17 protein-coding genes are annotated in these 19482 nt (G+C 42.8%); 15 read left to right on the top strand and 2 right to left on the bottom strand.

Going from position 1 to position 19482, the window contains the following annotated elements; translation table 11 throughout:
- The first annotated feature begins 1 nt into the window (after position 1).
- The 14 genes from PR699_RS09285 to carB all read left to right on the top strand — a co-directional run bounded on the left by PR699_RS09285 (position 2) and on the right by carB (position 17043).
- Entirely contained in the window at positions 2-1147 is a 1146-nt protein-coding gene (locus PR699_RS09285; RefSeq protein ID WP_004926817.1) for a phosphoribosyltransferase domain-containing protein, read from the top strand.
- Positions 1140-1922 (top strand): hypothetical protein, encoded by a 783-nt coding sequence (locus PR699_RS09280; RefSeq protein ID WP_014656808.1) that lies wholly within the window; start codon positions 1140-1142, stop codon positions 1920-1922. Before PR699_RS09285 ends, PR699_RS09280 begins: the two co-directional genes overlap by 8 nt.
- Complete coding sequence (locus PR699_RS09275) at positions 1915-2994, top strand: cysteine protease StiP family protein (protein ID WP_014656807.1); 1080 nt, start codon at positions 1915-1917, stop codon at positions 2992-2994. The genes PR699_RS09280 and PR699_RS09275 overlap by 8 nt, the downstream gene beginning before the upstream one ends.
- Complete coding sequence (locus PR699_RS09270; RefSeq protein WP_004926828.1) at positions 2994-3944, top strand: HpcH/HpaI aldolase/citrate lyase family protein; 951 nt, start codon at positions 2994-2996, stop codon at positions 3942-3944. Before PR699_RS09275 ends, PR699_RS09270 begins: the two co-directional genes overlap by 1 nt.
- A gap of 257 nt (positions 3945-4201) precedes the next feature.
- On the top strand, positions 4202-4675 hold the full coding sequence (locus PR699_RS09265; protein WP_004926830.1) for a hypothetical protein: 474 nt from the start codon (positions 4202-4204) through the stop codon (positions 4673-4675).
- A 306-nt stretch (positions 4676-4981) separates the two neighbouring features.
- Positions 4982-5620 (top strand): VWA domain-containing protein, encoded by a 639-nt coding sequence (locus tag PR699_RS09260; RefSeq protein WP_014656804.1) that lies wholly within the window; start codon positions 4982-4984, stop codon positions 5618-5620.
- Between the two features lie 13 nt (positions 5621-5633).
- Entirely contained in the window at positions 5634-6272 is a 639-nt protein-coding gene (locus tag PR699_RS09255; RefSeq protein WP_004926835.1) for a TerD family protein, read from the top strand.
- Positions 6273-6911 carry a VWA domain-containing protein gene (locus PR699_RS09250; protein WP_004926837.1) on the top strand — a complete coding sequence of 213 codons (639 nt, stop codon included), beginning with the start codon at positions 6273-6275 and terminating at the stop codon, positions 6909-6911.
- 106 nt (positions 6912-7017) lie between these two features.
- Positions 7018-8058, top strand: a complete 1041-nt coding sequence (locus PR699_RS09245) for a TerY-C metal binding domain-containing protein (RefSeq protein WP_014656801.1) — start codon at positions 7018-7020, stop codon at positions 8056-8058.
- Positions 8058-9596 (top strand): PP2C family serine/threonine-protein phosphatase, encoded by a 1539-nt coding sequence (locus tag PR699_RS09240; RefSeq protein ID WP_004926841.1) that lies wholly within the window; start codon positions 8058-8060, stop codon positions 9594-9596. Before PR699_RS09245 ends, PR699_RS09240 begins: the two co-directional genes overlap by 1 nt.
- Positions 9597-9626: 30 nt before the next feature.
- Positions 9627-11129: a helix-hairpin-helix domain-containing protein gene (locus PR699_RS09235; RefSeq protein ID WP_014656800.1), complete on the top strand. Its 1503-nt coding sequence runs from the start codon at positions 9627-9629 to the stop codon at positions 11127-11129.
- A gap of 246 nt (positions 11130-11375) precedes the next feature.
- Entirely contained in the window at positions 11376-12197 is an 822-nt protein-coding gene (dapB, locus tag PR699_RS09230; protein WP_014656799.1) for a 4-hydroxy-tetrahydrodipicolinate reductase, read from the top strand.
- Positions 12198-12643: 446 nt separating this feature from the next.
- Positions 12644-13807, top strand: coding sequence for a glutamine-hydrolyzing carbamoyl-phosphate synthase small subunit (carA, locus tag PR699_RS09225; RefSeq protein ID WP_014656798.1), 1164 nt, complete (start codon positions 12644-12646; stop codon positions 13805-13807).
- Positions 13808-13821: 14 nt separating this feature from the next.
- Positions 13822-17043 (top strand): carbamoyl-phosphate synthase large subunit, encoded by a 3222-nt coding sequence (gene carB / locus PR699_RS09220; RefSeq protein WP_014656797.1) that lies wholly within the window; start codon positions 13822-13824, stop codon positions 17041-17043.
- A gap of 69 nt (positions 17044-17112) precedes the next feature.
- Here the strand turns inward: carB and PR699_RS09215 are convergent, their stop codons facing one another.
- Positions 17113-17511, bottom strand: coding sequence for a hypothetical protein (locus tag PR699_RS09215; protein WP_014656796.1), 399 nt, complete (start codon positions 17509-17511; stop codon positions 17113-17115).
- Positions 17512-17683: 172 nt separating this feature from the next.
- On the opposite strand from PR699_RS09215, the gene PR699_RS09210 reads away from it, so the two are divergent.
- Positions 17684-18700 (top strand): MerR family transcriptional regulator, encoded by a 1017-nt coding sequence (locus PR699_RS09210; RefSeq protein WP_014656795.1) that lies wholly within the window; start codon positions 17684-17686, stop codon positions 18698-18700.
- Between the two features lie 53 nt (positions 18701-18753).
- On the opposite strand, the gene PR699_RS09205 is transcribed toward PR699_RS09210, so the two are convergent.
- Positions 18754-19425, bottom strand: coding sequence for a DedA family protein (locus tag PR699_RS09205; protein WP_004926866.1), 672 nt, complete (start codon positions 19423-19425; stop codon positions 18754-18756).
- Positions 19426-19482 lie beyond the last annotated feature (57 nt).

Genomic DNA, 19482 nt, shown 5'->3' with positions numbered 1-19482 from the left:
AATGAAGAGTACGACTGAGCCTGTAGTTTACCGCCGCAATCTGACGACTGGCACTTTGAGTGTTATTCCCACTTGTTCTTTGGACACGCTAGATGAACTCTTTGAAATCGCAGAGAGACGTAACCCGAAACGTGCCTTTCTATTTGTGAGTAAAGTGTTGGGCAGGCATATTCCTGTCCAGCCAAAATTGATGCGTAAAACATATCAGCAATTATGCCAACAATTTCCGTCAACACTTGAAGGGCCTGTTTTATTTATAGGCATGGCAGAAACCGCCGTGGGGTTAGGGGCTGGCGTGTTTGATGAGGCGAGAAAACATTATAAAGATTCTGTCTATTTGACGTCGACTCGTCATCCTGTTGAAGGGGGGGAGTTATTGTGTGAGTTCAAAGAAAATCACAGCCATGCGACGGATCATCTGCTTTATTTACCCCATGACCCTGAATTAAGACGCCGTGTATTGCATGCGCAAACCGTTGTCCTTGTTGATGATGAGGCAACCACGGGAAATACCTTTATTAATTTACTTTGTGCTTTACGTGACGCTGGCGGTTTGACTGAGATTAAACAGGTGATAGCCGTCACCTTAACCGATTGGAGTGGTGACGCTTTACAAGAGCGTAGCCCCTTACCGATACGTACTCTATCGTTAGTGCAGGGGCAATGGCAGTGGCAGCAAAATAAAGATGCGCCTGTCCCCATCATGCCAAATGTGAATATTACAGGAACAGGTCATTTCCCAATTACAGGTAAGCAAAGTTGGGGAAGGTTGGGGATAGCAGCACCGGCTGGAGATTTGGGTCGCCATATCCAAGCCTCTTCCGACGAAAAAATATTGGTGCTTGGCTCAGGGGAATTTGTTTGGGAACCCTTTTTGTTAGCAGAGAGGTTAGAGCAACAAGGTGCGGAGGTAAAATATAGCTCCACAACGCGTTCACCAATTTCTGTTAATTATGCAATTCAATCTGCTATTGCCTTTAAGGATAATTACGGCTTGGGGATCCCTAATTTTGTTTATAACGTTGCCCATCAACATTTCTCACGCATCATACTGTGCATCGAAACACCCAAAGAGAGTGTGGACCCCGTACTACTTGAAGCACTGAATAAAGTGGCCCCAATAGTTGAGGTATTAAGTTATGAGTAGGCCGGTGATTTTTACCGATTTAGATGACACTTTGTTTCAGACCCGGCGGAAAATGGTTGATGAGCTAGACTTAATGCCTTTTCAGGTTGGCGCCTTAGACAGAGACCTAGAGCCACGTAGCTTTATGACCCAAGAGCAAGCCATGCTAGTGAATTGGATGATTGAAAATGCTGATCTGATCCCTGTTACCGCGCGTGGAACGGAAGAGATCCGCCGTGTCACCATCCCCTTTCGTTCTTGGGCCATTACGACACACGGGGCGGTGATCTTAAATCCACAGGGTGAAGAAGATAGGCAGTGGCGAACACAAATATTAGCGAGCCTGCAAAATTACACTGAACAACTGATCCAGATGCAGCAAAAGATCACCGCGTTAATGGCCGAACGCAATATCGATGCTTGGGCACGAATTAATTATGAATATGATAATACGCCCATTTATTTGGTTATGAAGCACCGCGATAGCACTAAATTAGATGAGCTGTATGCCATTGGCGATGAAATTGAGCAGCTATTTTCAACCAAAGGTTTCTATATTCATCGTAACAGTAACAATATTGCTTGGTTGCCTGAGTCGATAGAAAAAGGGCATGCGGTGACTTATTTACTTAATAAATTGAGAAGTGAACGAGGCGTTTTTCCTGTGATTGGTTTAGGTGATAGCTTAAGCGATCATCGTTTTATGAAGCTGTGTAGTTGGTTTGGAATGCCAAAACAGAGTCAGTTTGCTGCTCAAATTAATACAAAGATTTTTGAGGGATTAGACGATGCGTGATTTTGAACCTTTTTCTGGTAGCTATTTGCCTGATGATGTCCATTTTTTGTTGCAGCCCGTCACCATCGAAATGACACCTGTTGAGCTAAAAGAGCAACTTATACAGTCAGGGGCAAAGCACTATTCAGATATGCTAAGCCAAGAGCCTGAACCGACTCCGTGGCACCTTGATTTATTTGCGAAAGCCCTTGATTCAGGCGCGGCACGTTTAGCTAGCGAGGTTGTGATGCTAGCCAAAGCGCTAATTCAGCAGTTCGATAAGACCCCAATTGTGCTGACGAGCCTTGTGAGGGCAGGTGTGCCGTTAGGTGTTATGTTGCAACAAACACTACGTGCGATGGGGAAAGAGTCTTATCACTATGGTATCAGTATTATTCGCGATAGAGGAATCGATACCACGGCATTAGAGTGGATTGAGCGGCGTCATGGCACCGAAGGTATTGTGTTTGTTGATGGCTGGACGGGAAAAGGGGCCATAACCGGTGAATTAGTGCGCTCATTAACGGGGCGTGAGGGCTATCCTGCGCAGCCTAGACTCGTCGTACTAGCAGATCCTTGTGGGTGTGCATGGTTGTCTGCGAGCCATGATGATTGGTTGATCCCATTTGGTATCATGGGAGCACCTGTTTCAGGGTTAATTTCACGCTCAATATGGACTGAATCAGGCTTTCATGGCTGTGTTAAATGTGATCATTTAAGCCAATTTGAGTGCAGCCGCCTGCTTGTCGATACCGTTGCCAAACAACGAGATGCTTTAGAGATGGCTTCAATTGCCACACCGTCTCCAAACTCCCCATTATGCGCATCGCTCAAACAGCGTAGCGAGCAGGTAATCAACACGTTGGCAGAGCAATACAGTATTACCAATATTAACCGTATCAAACCAGGGATTGCAGAGGCAACTCGTGCGGTATTACGTCGTGTTCCCGATCATGTTTTAGTGCGCAAAATGAGTGATCCTGATGTCGCTTTGTTGGTTTATTTAGCACAACAGAAAAATATTACTATCACTGAGGTTGGCAATGACATCGGCCAATATCGTGCAGTAACGATTATTAAGAAGGTAAAGTAATGGAGCAGAGACTCTCACCTTGGAAACTAGGTGCTACGCTTTATATGCCAGCAACACGTACTGATATTGCTGATGTTATTTTGAATCACAAAATAGCAGGACTACGTTCATTAATCATCTGTTTAGAAGATTCGGTGAGTGAATCGGATATTCCTCTGGCGCTTAATAACCTGCAAGCTTTACTACTTGAATTATCTGAAGTTAAAAAACAAACGGGTAATCAGGCGTGGCCGTTAGTGTTTATTCGCCCAAGAGAGACGGAAATGGGTGAATGGATAGTGCAACATCTTGATCTCAGTGCAATTGACGGTTTTGTACTGCCAAAATTTACCCAAGAATCACTCCCGGTCTGGTGGAATATCATCGAAAATACACATTTGTGCATGATGCCGACACTGGAAACAGAAGAAGTCTTTGATGTAATACAAATGACTGAACTTGCAAATCATTTACTAGTACACCCTTGTCATGAGCGAATTATTGCGCTACGAATTGGTGGAAATGATTTAATGAATGTGATTTCATTGCGACGTAATCGCCATTTTACGTTATATGATGGACCGATGGGGTATGTGATCAAAATGCTCGTTGCGGTTTTTGGCTCCCGTAATTTCTTTTTAACGGCTCCAGTTTGCGAGCATATCGACGACCATCAAATCATGGAAAAAGAGTTGATGCTTGATATTGCTAATGGCTTAGTGGGGAAAACGGCGATCCATCCTAAGCAGATCAGTAAAATAGAACAAGCACTGATGGTCTCTCAGTCAGAACATTCGGACGCTTTACGTATTTTGAACTCAACCCAAGCGGTGTTTAAATCTCAGGGCGCTATGTGCGAGCCTGCGACTCATCGGCGTTGGGCAATCGGTATTTTAGCTCGTTCAAAAATCTACGGTATCGCACAAGAGCAAGGCAAAATAGGTTCACCGCGTTTAAATGCAACACAATGATGAAGTTGATGATTGACGTTTTAAATAATTCGATAGTATAGGAAGTATGGCTTGTGTTATCGACATTATTTTAAGTAAAATCGTTAGTTGGGTTGAAAATGGTTATCATACATGGATTTTCGCATGTTATCGCCAATAGGTGAGTTTTCTTTTGATATAATATATGTTATTAATATTTAAAGATATTATCATATATAAGTATCAAATCTATTTTGTATCCTTAATTTTCGATTTTATTCAAGTAAGTGACAACAATCATGCAACTCAGTACTCGCCAAATCAGAGTTTATACATTAGCCGCGCTTTTAAGTCCGGGGAAGCCAGTTGCTACGACAAAAATAATCTCTTCGCTAGAATGCTCAGAGCCAACGTTGACACGCGTATTGAAAGAGCTGCGTGAAGCTTATGGCGCAGAGATAAAATACAGTAAATCGAATCGTGCTTATCAAATGACCGAAAGAGGGCAATTGGATAATAAAACGATCCGTCGCATGCGCGAAGCATTAGTGGCTAATGAAGAAAGAATGCATCAAGAAATTACTAGTCGGGTAAGATTAGATAAAGACAAAAAGAAGTCAGTTTCATTGTCATTAAAAATGCTTACGTTAAGAAAGATTGACCGACTATCACGTTTAAATAAATCAACTCGTAGTGATGCCGTTGAATTACTGGTTGATAATTTTATTGAGCAGCTTATTCAAAAAATCTCCGCAGAAAATAAAAAAAGCTAACTTATTAAGTGTATCTATTCGTTATGCTTTAAGTTATCGCATTGTTAATGATGCTTTTCCCTAATGTGGGCGAGAAATATAGTCGAGGCGTATCATTAGCATTCATTGAGATTTACTGAATTATGATTAATCCGAATAATAGCCGACTAATTTTAGTCGGCTATTTTTTTACTTAATTTTCAATTATTAACGGGATTGTTCTGATTGCCTTGCTACGAGTACTAAGTGCAATATTGATTGAATTCATGTTGAGATGCATTAAGATATTGTATAAATAAAAAACATAATTTTGAATAGGACTCATTCATGCGCCGATTGCCCGTTTATCTTTTACTTGATACCTCTGGTTCTATGCACGGAGAGCCGATTGAAGCGGTGAAAAATGGTGTGCAAACGCTGTTATCGACACTAAGACAAGATCCTTATGCACTCGAAACTGCCCATGTATCCATTATTACCTTCAACTCAACGGCACAACAAATTGTTCCATTAACCGACCTTATCAATTTTTCCTTACCTGATTTACAAGCGAGTGGCACGACAGCATTGGGAGACGCTCTCTCCGTTGTGGCTCACTGTATCGAAAATGAAGTGCAAAGAACAACCGTAGAGTCAAAAGGTGATTGGCGTCCGTTGGTATTTATTATGACGGATGGGGCACCAACTGATGATTGGAAGGCCGGATTAAACAAATTTAAAGCAGCAAGAACGGGGCTCGTCATTGCTTGTGCAGCGGGGCAATCAGCACAAACAAAAGTGTTAAAAGAGATCACCGAGGTTGTTCTTCAGTTAGATACCGCGGATTCAACGACGATTAAGTCTTTCTTTAAGTGGGTATCTGCAAGTATCTCCGTAGGTAGTCAGAAAGTGGATTTGAGTAAAAAAGATATTGCTGATCTCAATGACTTACCACCACCGCCACCAGAAGTTAATGTGGTACTTTAAAAAGGATTAATTTATGTCAGTTAGCTTAAAGAAAGGCCAAGGCGTCAGTTTAAAGAAAAGTGAATATGATCTTTCCTCTGTCACCATTGGGCTGGGTTGGGATATTAAAGAAGAAAAAAAAGGTTTTCTAGGAAGTCTTTTCGGTAAACAAGAAGAGTACGACTTAGATGTCATTGCTTTTTTATGTGACGCTAATGGTAAGGTTGCAGATTTAGGCAGAATGGAAGGCGGTCAAGCATCTCTTGTTGATGGCGACATTATTTTCTTTAATAGCCTAAGACATAAATCAGGGCAAATTTGGTTGACGGGTGACAACCGTACAGGCGCTGGTGATGGTGACGATGAACAGATTATCGTAAAACTGAACACCCTTGATGACAAATATGCCAAAATTGTCTTCATTGTGCAGATTTATAACGGTAAGCAGTTACAACAACATTTTGGCAAAGTACAAAATGCGTTTATTCGTGCAGTCGATGCGAAAAATGTTGAAATGGCGCGTTTCGATTTATCTGGTGGTGCAGAATTTAATCACCAGCGCTCTATGCTTTTTGCTGAGTTGGTCAGAGAAGACTCTGGCTGGAAATTGAATGCGATAGGTCAACCTTCAGACTCAGATTCATTCGTCTCTTATTTGAAGGATTATTGCTAAATGAGAAGGTTACCCGTTTATCTTTTGATTGATACATCTGGCTCAATGCGAGGTGAATCAATACATGCCGTAAACGTTGGGATCCAAGCTATGCTTAATGCACTAAGGCAAGATCCTTACGCATTAGAGAGTGTTCATATCGCGATCATCACCTATGATAACGAAGCACGTGAATTTATTCCTCTTACCGCATTAGAAAACTTTCAATTTACCGATATTGTCGTGCCTAGCTCTGGAGGGACCTTCACTGGCGCTGCATTGGAATGCTTAATTCAATGTGTTGATAGGGATATTAGACGTACTGACGATACGCAAAAAGGGGATTGGCGACCTTTAGTTTTTTTAATGACAGATGGTACTCCGTCAGACAGCTATGCTTATACCGAAGCCATTAAAGAAATCAAAAAGCGTTCTTTTGGTTCCATTATTGCTTGTGCCGTGGGGCCAAAAGCAAAACATGACCACCTGAAACAGCTAACCTCTCAAGTCGTTGCACTTGAAACACTCGACTCGAATGCCTTTTCCGGTTTCTTTAAATGGGTTTCAGCGAGTGTCTCTTCAGGGAGTTCCAGCGCAGGTATTAATAGTAATCAGGATACCTTGCCTCCTCCACCTCCTGAAATACAACTTGTATTATAGGAATAAAGCAAAGTTTCATTATGAAACTTTGCTTTTATTGGGCTATCCACTGTTTGATGAACAACAGGACAGCTTGAAAGGAATTTACTTGTAATAAGGTTTAGTGATGAGAAGACTGCCTATTTTCTTCGTGCTTGACTGTTCTGAATCCATGGTGGGAGAAAACCTAAAAAAAATGAATGATGGTCTACAGATGATCGTCAACGATCTCAGAAAAGACCCTCATGCATTAGAAACAGCTTGGATTTCCATTATCGCTTTTGCGGGTATTGCTAAAACAATTGTGCCGTTAACGGAAGTTGTTTCCTTCTATCCACCTCAATTGCCCATAGGGGGTGGAACCAGTCTTGGTAGCGCCCTGAAAGAATTATCCTATCAAATAGATACTCAAGTCCAAAAAACCACTTATGAAAGAAAAGGGGATTGGAAGCCTGTGGTCTATTTACTGACAGATGGGCGACCTACCGATAATGTGGCACCGGAAATTCAGCGTTGGAAAGAAAAATATGCCTCTAAAGTCAATTTAATTGCGATTGGCTTAGGCGCCTCTGCCGACTTAAACGTATTATCGCAATTAACGGAGAACGTTTTATTGTTTACGGAAGCTCAGGAAGGGGATTTTACTAAATTTATCAAATGGATTACGGCATCCGTTGTTTCCCAAAGTCGCAGTGTGGGCGATGAAGCACCACCACTATTGCATAAGACAGAGCAAGTGGTGCGGTTAGCTAAAGATGAAATTGCGGCAAGTTATGATGATACTTGCGTCACTTTTGTCGGGCGTTGTAACCGTTCTAAACGGCCTTATTTGATGAAATATGAACGTCCACCAACACATCTACCTAACCTGAACTTCAAATTGAACCTCAGTCACTTTAACCTTACAGGGTGTTACACCATTGATGAAAGTTATTTTGCGTGGAGCGATGATAGCGCGAATATGTCACAAGTGAACACTAGCGAGCTAAATGGTACGCCAGGTTGCCCATATTGTGGTAATGCGACCGCTTTCGCCGTCTGTGCCTGTGGCAAATTACTCTGTGTCAATGGCCCTGAATCTGTCATCTGTCCTTGGTGTGAAAGGGGGATCTCTTTTAACAATAGTGATGACCAGTCTGATTTTGATGTGACTAGAGGAAAAGGGTAATGGATCAAAATGCACTATTGATTAAATTGCTGCTAGAGCACGCAATTAGAAATCGTAATATGCCTATTTCTGAAAGCGCTTTGGTGGCAATTTATGAAGATAAACAGATAGCTGAAGCCATTTTTAACATTCTTGAGCAAATCCAAGAAAAATGTGCAGATATTAAAGAGCAGGCACAGTTCGCTGATAGGTTGAATGAGTGCCAATTCAGTGATTCACAACTGACTCTATTATTGCCTTATTTGCAAAGCCAGTCACAGCAGGTCACCGAGCCTGTATCTTTGGAAAAAGAGCCCGTGCTTAAACCGGGGCAGATCCCCGCAGCAGGCAATGCGAATATCACGAAAGAACCCGTTTCTCTGCCTCCTACTGCGAGCATTGTGATCGCAAATGGGCGAGTTGGGCTTGCCTTTAATTCTCAAGTTCAAGTGTTATTGAGTAATGGTGAAACGGCAACCGTTGAGCGTGTCGATTTTTCAGATGAGATTGGCGTTACCTTTGATGCTGAAACATCAATGTTATCAGGCGTACCAACACAAAGTGGCAACATTAAGATGTCGGTAGTTTGGTCAAGTGAAGGCCGAGAGCCTTGTACCACAGAGGGGATTTTTATTATCAATCCTGATCCTCGTAGTCTATGGCAAATTAATGAGCCACCAGCAGATAGCCCTTACCCTAAAAAGCATATTGACCATCAAATTATTTCAGAAGGCCCATTGCGTATTGCAGCAGCAAGCCGCCGTGGTCGCTCTCATGAACACGCTGGATCATTTCGTGATGATGATTTTTATATTCACCATGATGATAAAAGTGGTTGGAGCTTAATGATTGTTGCTGATGGCGCAGGCAGTGCAAAAAACTCACGTGAAGGCTCACGTATTGCGGTCAATACGTTCGGTGAGTACCTTAACGGGCGGTTATCGAGTGCTAGCGATGAAGAAAGAGCACAATTTATGGGAGCGCTGACGTCATGGGATGCGGAATCAACCAAATATATCGGTGCCTACTTTGCTAAGTTGTTCCATAACGCAGCACAATTGACGATCAATAATATTAAAAATGAAGCTATTCACGTTGATCAACCGATTAAATCATTCTCAACGACATTACTGGCAACGGCCTCAATGCGTGTTGGCGATGAGTTATTCGCGGCTTCGTTTTGGATGGGGGATGGGGCAATTGCGGTTTATGGTCCAGCAGGTAAAGTACGTCTTCTTGGTGTACCCGACAGTGGGGAGTATGCAGGGCAAACCCGTTTCCTCGATGAGAGTGAAATCAATGATAACGACTTTAATCGGCGGATCGGGATTGGTAAATGGCCTGAAATCACTCACCTGATCCTGATGACTGATGGGGTTTCTGATCCTATTTTTGAAACCGATAACGGCCTGAAAGATCCACAGCGATGGGATGATCTTCTTGAGCAAATAACGCCTTGTTTAGAAAGCCCTGTAGAGGCTGATAAAAAGCTTGCCGAATGGTTAAATTTTTTCTCAGCAGGTAATCATGATGACCGCACCATCATTGTTGCTTGGTAACCGTTCTGAAATATAAATTTGGTGGTTTTTATGGCAAATATTATTACCTGTACAACTCAGGATGGGAAAACCGTTCAATACGTTGACGAAATTATTGGTTCAGGCTCAATGAAGGATGTCTATTTTTCGCCAGACAGATCTTATGTCGTCGCATTTTATAAAACGCCCCAAAATGCGCAATCGCTTGAACGTATTGATATGATCACAGGGCAATACAGAAAAAATATTTTTGAGCAAATTGGTGGTGAATACTGGAAAGGTTTGTTTTGTTGGCCAACCGATATTGTGAAGCATGAAGGTAAGGTTGGTATTGTTGTTCCAACTTATCAATCCCATTTTTTCTTTAAATATGGCTCTAAGAATAATGACTTCCTAGCGATTAAAGGCCGTGAAAAAGAAGGAAAGTGGTTTGCCAGCGCAAATAATCAAAATAAATTCTTAGATCCGCGTGAACGCGGCAATATGCTGAATTACTTGAAAGTGTGTCTTTTGTTGGCAAGAGCCGTTCGCCGAATGCACGCTGCGGGTCTGTGTCACAGTGATCTAAGCTATAAAAACGTGCTAATCGACCCTGAACAGGGGCATGCGTGCGTGATTGATATTGATGGGTTAGTGGTTCCTGGAAAATATCCCCCCGATGTGGTCGGTACGCCAGATTTTATTGCACCGGAAGTGGTCAAAACGGCTCATTTAGCCAAATCCGACCCAAATCGTATTTTACCGAGTATTACTACAGATAGGCATGCGTTATCAGTTCTGATCTATATGTATTTATTTTATCGACATCCACTGCGTGGCGGTAAAATTCATGATATGGATGATGAGATGAATGATGAAAGCTTATTAATGGGGGAAAAAGCGCTTTTTATTGAACACCCTACCGATAGAAGTAATGCCGTTAAATTGAATCAGGTTAAACCTTCATCTTTGCCTTGGGCTGATCCTGAAAAAATCCCTTATACCGTGATGGGGCCTTATTTAACGCCGTTATTTGAAAAAGCGTTTATTGCTGGTCTGCACGAACCCTCTCTCAGGCCTACTGCGGATGAGTGGGAAACGGCACTAGTAAAAACTGTCGATCTCATTCAACCGTGTCAAAACCATGATTGTGAGCAGCAATGGTATGTTTTTTCTGGGAAAATGCACCCTGTTTGCCCTTATTGTGGCACTGCATACTCAGGTAAATTACCGATCTTAAACCTATACTCTTCACGTAAAGCGGGAAATTATCGACCAGATGACCACCGGTTGATGGTATGGAGTGGGCAATCACTTTATGCTTGGCATGTTAATCGACTTATTGCGCCTAATGAGCGAACAACGGATGAGCAAAAGAAACGTGTTGGTTATTTTATTTTCCACAATAACCAATGGTGGCTAGTGAATGAACGTATTGATGGCTTGATGGTATTACCAGAAAAAAGACAGATACCTATTGGCGATAAGATTGCATTGACTGATGGCTTGCAGTTTGTGTTATCGACAGAAGAAGGCGGCCGACTAGTCGTCGTTCAATTAATTTCTAATGATTAGCTGACTTATCTCACACGCTAGCCACAGAGGACCCCCTTCTGTGGCTATTCCTATTTTTCCCACAACTTTTTCTGATAATTTCTAGCCATTATACGCTTTTGTTAATAATTCAAGATTAGAGCTAGCAGAGTCTCAAGAGGCTCGCTAAGCTATATCACAATGATTTTTCACATGACGATGTTGTGGTGGCGAGTGAAGTGGTATTAGGCCTCACATTCACCGCAAAACGGACAAAAAGGATAGCAAATGGCAAATTCAATGGTACGTGTTGCAATTGTTGGTGCAGGAGGGCGCATGGGGCGTCAGCTTATTCAGGCAACACAAAATCAAGAGGGTATCCGGTTAGGGGCAGCAATTGAGCGCGTCGGTTCATCATTAGTTGGAACGGACGCGGGTGAGCTTGCGGGAGTCGGCAAACTGGGTATTGCTGTCGTTGATACATTGGATAAAGTTGTTGATGATTTTGATGTCGTGATTGATTTCACGCGTCCCGAAGGTACGTTGAATTATTTAGCTTTTTGCCGCGCTAACCATAAGGCGATGGTAATTGGTACAACCGGTTTTGACGATCAAGGCAAACATGCCATCGCCGAAGCCGCTAAATCGATCCCTATTGTGTTTGCAGCAAATTTCAGTGTTGGCGTTAACTTAGTGCTGAAATTGCTGGAAAAAGCGGCGAAAGTGATGGGAGATTACACGGATATTGAGATCATCGAGGCTCACCATCGCCATAAAGTCGATGCCCCTTCAGGTACGGCACTGGCTATGGGTGAGTCGATTGCTCATGCACTAGGTAAAGATCTTAAAGAGTGTGCAGTATATGCGCGTGAAGGCCATACCGGAGAGCGCGAAGCTGGCACAATTGGTTTTGCGACTGTACGAGCGGGTGACATTGTTGGTGAGCACACTGCAATGTTTGCCGATATTGGTGAGCGTGTAGAGATAACTCACAAGGCTTCCAGTCGAATGACCTTTGCTAATGGGGCAATTAAAGCATCTGCATGGGTAGTTGCTCAAAATGCAGGCTTATATAATATGAAAGATGTTCTCGATTTAGAGAATTTATAGATTTATTTTTTAATATTGTTGATGCAAATCATGATGTTATTTACGTATTTGTTGTGATTTGCATCTATTGTTATGTATTTTATAAATTACCTTTATTTCTTACTGTTTGGTTGTTTTTTCTAAGTCTTTTTGCTTAAAAAATAGACTTTCTTCGATACTCTTCCTGCTTTACCATAAGATATTCACTTAATTCAGTTTGCAACCGTTTACTTAGGTACTATTGGTGTTAGTTTTGCTAGCCATCGCACTAAAAATCGGGCTGATTACTAAAAAAGTAACAAAAAAATGAAAAAAATGCGTTTTTTCCTAGACAAGACCTCATCTCATCATTAGAATGCGCGCAATTTGCCAAAAATTTGCTTAAAAACGCATTTTGGCATTGATTTAGATCCTCAAATCTGAATTAATATGCACTAATTGTGATTTATTATTCCCTGGAGGGTGTTTTGATTAAGTCAGCTATACTGGTTCTCGAAGACGGAACCGAATTCCACGGGCGCGCCATTGGTGCTGAAGGGGCCGCTGTTGGAGAAGTCGTTTTCAATACGTCAATGACCGGATATCAAGAAATAATTACCGACCCTTCCTATTCCCGCCAAATTGTTACTCTCACCTATCCCCATATTGGTAATGTCGGCACTAATGCTGATGACGAAGAATCCCCAAATGTTCATGCTCAAGGTTTGATTATTCGTGACCTACCACTGGTTTATAGTAACTTTCGCGGTCAGGAAGGCCTATCAGAATACCTGAAACGTCATAATGTCGTTGCTATCGCCGATATTGATACACGTAAATTAACGCGTTTATTAAGAGAAAAAGGGGCTCAGAACGGCTGTATCATTGCCGGTGATGCACCAGATGCGGCGTTGGCGCTGGAAAAAGCTCGCGCATTCTCTGGCCTAAACGGCTTAGATTTGGCGAAAGAAGTGTGCACGAAAGAAGCATACAGTTGGACTCAAGGCTCTTGGACTTTGGCTGATGGTCAACTGAGTGCGAAAAGTGAAGATGAGCTACCGTTACATGTAGTCGCTTATGACTTTGGGGCTAAGCGTAATATTTTACGTATGCTAGTGGATCGTGGGTGCCGTTTGACTGTCGTTCCTGCAACAACACCAGCAGAAACCGTATTGGCGATGGATCCAGATGGTATTTTCCTTTCTAACGGGCCTGGCGACCCTGCCCCTTGTGACTATGCTATCAAAGCAATTCAAGATTTCTTAAAAACAGAAATTCCTGTTTTTGGTATCTGCCTAGGGCACCAGCTACTGGCGTTAGCAAGCGGCGCAAGTACGATGAAAATGAAGTTTGGTCACCATGGTGCAAACCATCCAGTTAAAGATTTAGATCAAAATGTTGTCATGATCACAGCACAAAACCATGGTTTTGCTGTCGATGAGTCAACATTACCCGACACATTACGTGTGACACATAAGTCATTGTTTGATGGCACTCTGCAAGGTATTCACCGTACGGATAAGCCAGCGTTTAGTTTCCAAGGGCACCCTGAAGCAAGTTCTGGCCCTCACGATGCGGCGAAATTGTTCGATCATTTCATCGAACTTATCCATGAATATCGCCAGAACCAACCTCGTCATAACGCAAAATAATCGGGAGCAGAAAAATGCCAAAACGTACAGATATAAAAAGTATTCTGATTCTAGGGGCTGGCCCGATTGTTATCGGCCAAGCATGTGAATTTGACTATTCAGGTGCGCAAGCGTGTAAAGCACTGCGTGAAGAAGGCTATCGCGTTATTTTAGTCAACTCTAACCCAGCAACCATCATGACTGACCCTGAAATGGCTGATGCAACGTATATTGAGCCAATTCATTGGGAAGTGGTGCGTAAAATCATCGAAAAAGAGCGTCCAGATGCGGTGCTGCCAACCATGGGTGGGCAAACTGCTTTGAACTGTGCACTGGAGCTTGAGCGTAAAGGCGTATTAGCTGAGTTCGGTGTGACAATGATTGGTGCCACCGCCGATGCGATTGATAAAGCCGAAGACCGCCAACGTTTTGATAAAGCTATGAAAAAAATTGGCTTGGATACAGCGCGTTCCGGTATCGCACACAATATGGAAGAAGCCTACGCGGTAGCTGAAGATGTTGGGTTCCCTTGTATTATCCGTCCTTCATTTACGATGGGGGGAACTGGCGGTGGTATTGCTTATAACCGTGAAGAATTTGAAGAAATCTGTACGCGCGGCCTTGACCTCTCACCAACCAATGAGCTACTGATTGATGAGTCGCTCATTGGCTGGAAAGAGTACGAAATGGAAGTGGTACGCGACAAAAATGATAACTGCATTATTGTTTGTTCAATTGAAAACTTTGATGCGATGGGGATCCATACGGGTGACTCTATCACCGTTGCGCCAGCCCAGACACTGACCGATAAAGAATATCAAATTATGCGTGATGCCTCGATGGCGGTATTGCGTGAGATTGGTGTTGAAACTGGAGGCTCTAACGTTCAATTTGCCGTCAATCCCAAAAATGGACGTTTGATTGTTATTGAGATGAACCCTCGTGTATCGCGCTCTTCCGCACTTGCTTCGAAAGCGACTGGTTTCCCAATTGCCAAAATTGCCGCTAAGCTTGCTGTTGGCTACACACTTGATGAGCTAATGAATGATATTACAGGTGGTCGTACACCTGCATCATTCGAACCTTCCATTGACTATGTCGTCACAAAAATTCCTCGTTTCAATTTCGAAAAATTTGCGGGCACGAATGACCGCCTGACAACGCAAATGAAGTCCGTTGGTGAGGTGATGGCAATTGGTCGCACCTTCCAAGAGTCAATGCAAAAAGCATTACGTGGCCTTGAAGTTGGCGCGACTGGTTTTGATCCAAAAGTTAGCCAAGATGATCCTGAAGCACTAACACGTATTCGTCGCGAGTTAAAAGACGCGGGCGCAGAGCGTATTTGGTATATTGCCGATGCCTTCCGTGCAGGACTATCCGTTGACGGTATTTTCAACCTAACTAACATCGACCGCTGGTTCTTAGTGCAAATCGAAGAGCTGGTGCGCTTAGAAGAACAAGTTACAGAGCTAGGCATTAATGGGTTAACCAAAACGTTTTTAAGCGTTTTGAAACGCAAAGGTTTTGCTGATGCACGTTTAGCAAAACTTGTTGGTGTCTCTGAAGCTGAGCTACGTAAACTGCGTCAAGGTTATGGCTTACACCCTGTTTATAAGCGTGTTGATACCTGTGCGGCTGAGTTTGTAACAGATACCGCTTATATGTACTCCACCTATGAAGATGAGTGTGAGTCTAACCCTAATTTCGACAAGCCTAAGGTTATGGTATTAGGTGGTGGTCCAAACCGTATAGGTCAAGGTATTGAATTTGACTATTGCTGTGTTCATGCTTCGTTGGCACTACGTGAAGATGGGTATGAAACCATCATGGTTAACTGTAACCCTGAGACGGTTTCAACAGACTATGACACCTCAGACCGCCTCTATTTTGAGCCAGTTACCTTAGAAGATGTACTTGAAATTGTACGTATTGAGCAGCCAAAAGGGGTTATTGTTCAATATGGCGGGCAGACGCCATTAAAACTGGCTCGTGCCCTAGAAGCGGCTGGTGTACCCGTCATCGGTACTAGCCCAGATGCCATTGACCGTGCAGAAGACCGTGAACGTTTCCAACAAGCGGTTAATCGCTTGAACTTGAAGCAACCACAAAATGCGACTGTAGTGACGATTGAGCAGGCGGTTGAAAAAGCGTCAGGCATCGGTTATCCGCTGGTGGTACGTCCATCCTATGTTTTAGGAGGACGTGCGATGGAAATCGTTTATGACGAATCTGATCTACGTCGCTATTTCCAAACTGCCGTGAGTGTTTCTAACGATGCACCAGTACTACTCGACCGTTTCCTAGATGATGCAGTTGAAGTAGACGTTGACGCAATCTGTGATGGTGAAATGGTGTTGATTGGCGGCATCATGGAGCATATTGAACAAGCTGGGGTGCACTCAGGTGATTCAGCATGCTCATTACCTGCTTATACACTTAGCCAAGAAATTCAAGATGTGATGCGTGAGCAAGTGCGTAACTTGGCATTTGAGTTACGTGTTCGTGGCTTGATGAACGTCCAGTTTGCCGTAAAAGATAACGAAGTTTATCTTATCGAAGTGAACCCACGTGCAGCGCGTACTGTTCCATTTGTATCTAAAGCGACTGGGCTGCCTCTGGCAAAAATTGCTGCGCGAGTGATGGTTGGTCAATCATTGACAGAACAAGGGATGACGAAAGAGATTATTCCTCCTTATTATTCTGTAAAAGAAGTGGTGCTACCGTTTAATAAATTCCAAGGTGTTGACCCAATTTTGGGGCCAGAGATGCGCTCAACAGGGGAAGTGATGGGCGTTGGCCGTACATTTGCGGAGGCTTTCGCGAAAGCAATGTTAGGCAGTAACTCGACAATGAAAAAATCCGGTCGTGCATTGTTGTCTGTGCGCGAAGGGGATAAAACTCGAGTCGTTGATTTGGCGGCTAAATTGCTTAAGCATGGTTTTGAATTGGATGCGACCCATGGTACGGCTATCGTCTTAGGTGAAGCTGGGATCAACCCTCGTTTGGTCAACAAAGTGCATGAAGGTCGTCCTCATATCCAAGATAGGATCAAAAATGGTGAATACGATTATATCGTGAACACTACGGCTGGTCGTCAAGCGATTGAGGATTCTAAGTTAATACGCCGTAGCGCATTACAATATAAAGTACACTATGATACGACGTTGAATGGCGGCTTTGCGACCACAATGTCATTAAGCGCTGATCCAACGGAAAAAGTGATTTCAGTGCAAGAGATGCATGCTCTAATTAAATAATGCAATAAGATAAGTTTAAAGCCCTGTCCTTAATCTTAAGTGGCAGGGCTTTTTTATTTTAAGAAAATGCTATTGTGTTGCTTCTCTGTGTTTTAATATTTTGTATTCAATATCTTTTATCCACGAAAGTTTGAGATCATGGAATTGCTGGTCGGCAGCATAGAGCGCGGCTCCCCGCAAAGAAAGCTCTCGGAGGTTACTTTGTGGAATGTTGGCAACACTCATTTCTCGGTTGTATTGGCGAAATGACTCTATCTTTTGATCACAGTAACCAAGAGCCGCTTCGGCTATTTGGCTGGCAGGTTGGTCATATTGTCTTGCGATATCAAAAGCATATTGGTCAATACACGCTTTAGCTTCCTCGGCTTTCTCATACCCAGGCGTACTCGGCTCTCCGGTGTTTAGGGGATTTGCTAACCCTAAAGAAGGGAGTAAAAGCAATCCTATACATATTGCTTTCATACTCATTAATTTCACCATTATTATTCAGTGTGGGTTATTCCGCGAAAATTATAATCAGTGTGTTTGTGAAGATAAAGATGATCTAGAAAGAGAAAAAAAGATAAAATTCTTGTCAGAAACGGTTGACTCTCACGTAACGTGAGGCACTAACCTGCACATCAATCACAGGAGGTTCGATATGCTATTTCAAGTGGGTGAGATTGCACAAAAAACAGGGCTAACCATTCGCACACTTCATCATTATGAAGAGATAGGATTACTCGTTCCAACTGCGAGAACCGATGCGGGTTATCGACTCTATAACGTAGAGTGTCTCGAGCGTTTAACTCAAATTCAAATGCTCAGACAAGTGGGCGTTAAACTCAAAGACATCGGTAAGATCTTAGATGGCCATAGTGGGAATATGGCGCAATTGTTACAGGAGCGTATTAGCGCGCTTTCTGAACAGATGAAACAGATAGCCAAACTACGCTATCGGTTAGAGCAGCTTCAATTACAAATGCAAGCTGGCGATATTCTCACTCAGGCTGATTGGTTTTCCATATTGGAGATGATGTCTATGTACGACAAGTATTTTACACCGAAAGAATTAGAAAAAATGCCATTATATACGGCGAATACGTTAAAAAGCCAAGAGTGGCAGCAACGCGTAGAAACCGTTAAAAACCTTATGCAAGAAGGTGTTACACCTGACTCTGAACAAGCGCGCAAAGTGTCAGCGGAGTGGATGATCGCTTTAGAGCGTGATACTGGTGGGAACCCTGACTTTTTCGCTAGATTGAATAAAATTCATTTGTCGGATAATGAATTTGCATTGTCTTCAGGTATTACTGAGGAAATGATTGAATATGTGGCGAAAGGGTTTAGCGAGCACCAGCTTGCGATTTTTAAGTCTTATTTAACGGATTCACAGTTTGCATTTGTGCGTGAACACTACTTTGAATCAGGTAAAGTATGGCCTGAATTGATTGCGGGCTTATACAGAGCGCAGCAATCAGGTGTATCGCCTGAATCACCAGAAGTGCAATCATTGGCTAAAACATGGTTAAACATGTTTAATCAATTTACTGGGGGAGACCCTGAATTACAGGAAAAAATTCGTCAAATTTATCGCGAAAACCCTGTTATTTCACAAGGTACGTGGATGACCCCTGAAATTGGTCAATACTTATTTGCGGCCTTAACAGCGCATTAAAATCAGCCATCATAACTAAGTCTAATGCCGCCTCAATGATGAGGCGGTTTTTATTATTTCGATTTATTATTGATAGACTTGCGATGTTTCCAATACATCATGATGGAGCCGATAAGCCCACCGATGAGCAAAAGTACAGGTAAGATCATTAATACGCTAATGACGATTTGTTCATGTTGCTTCACAAAAGGAATTTGGTTCAGTGCATATCCTAATGTCACGATAATGCCTACCCAAAGTAAGCCACTTAACCAATTGAAGAGTTGAAAACGTCGATGGCTTAACTCAGACAGCCCAGCTAATACCGGCAATAGTGTGCGGACAAAGGCTAAAAAACGACCGATGAGTAAGGCGTAAAGGCCTTGTTTATGAAACATATGGTTGGCTTTATCATGATATTCATGCGGGATCTGTGAGAGCCAACGCTTAACGATTTTTGTTTCACTCAACCACCTTCCTTGAAGAAAACCGAGCCAACACCCCAAGCTTGCCGCTGTTGTTAGTAGCAAAATGGTCGGAATAAAGTGCAGCACTCCTTTTGCAATTAAGGCTCCCGAAAGGATCAATAAGGTATCACCAGGTAAAAAAGCGGCGGGGAGTACCCCATTTTCTAGCACAATGACCACAAAGAGAACTGTGTAAATAACCCAAAGCACTTCTGGATTGGAGAGTTTAAGGAAATCATGATGCCAAAGCGCCAGCACGATTTCGCGTAGTACTTCCATAATTGTTCCTGTCTATCTACGAAAAAGCGAATTTCTTTTCTTATATTACAGGAAAAA

This window comes from Providencia sp. PROV268, from assembly GCF_028477805.1.
Lineage (GTDB): Bacteria > Pseudomonadota > Gammaproteobacteria > Enterobacterales > Enterobacteriaceae > Providencia > Providencia stuartii.
The sequence above is the reverse complement of the archived record's forward strand: the minus strand, read 5'-3'. Positions and strand labels throughout refer to the sequence as shown.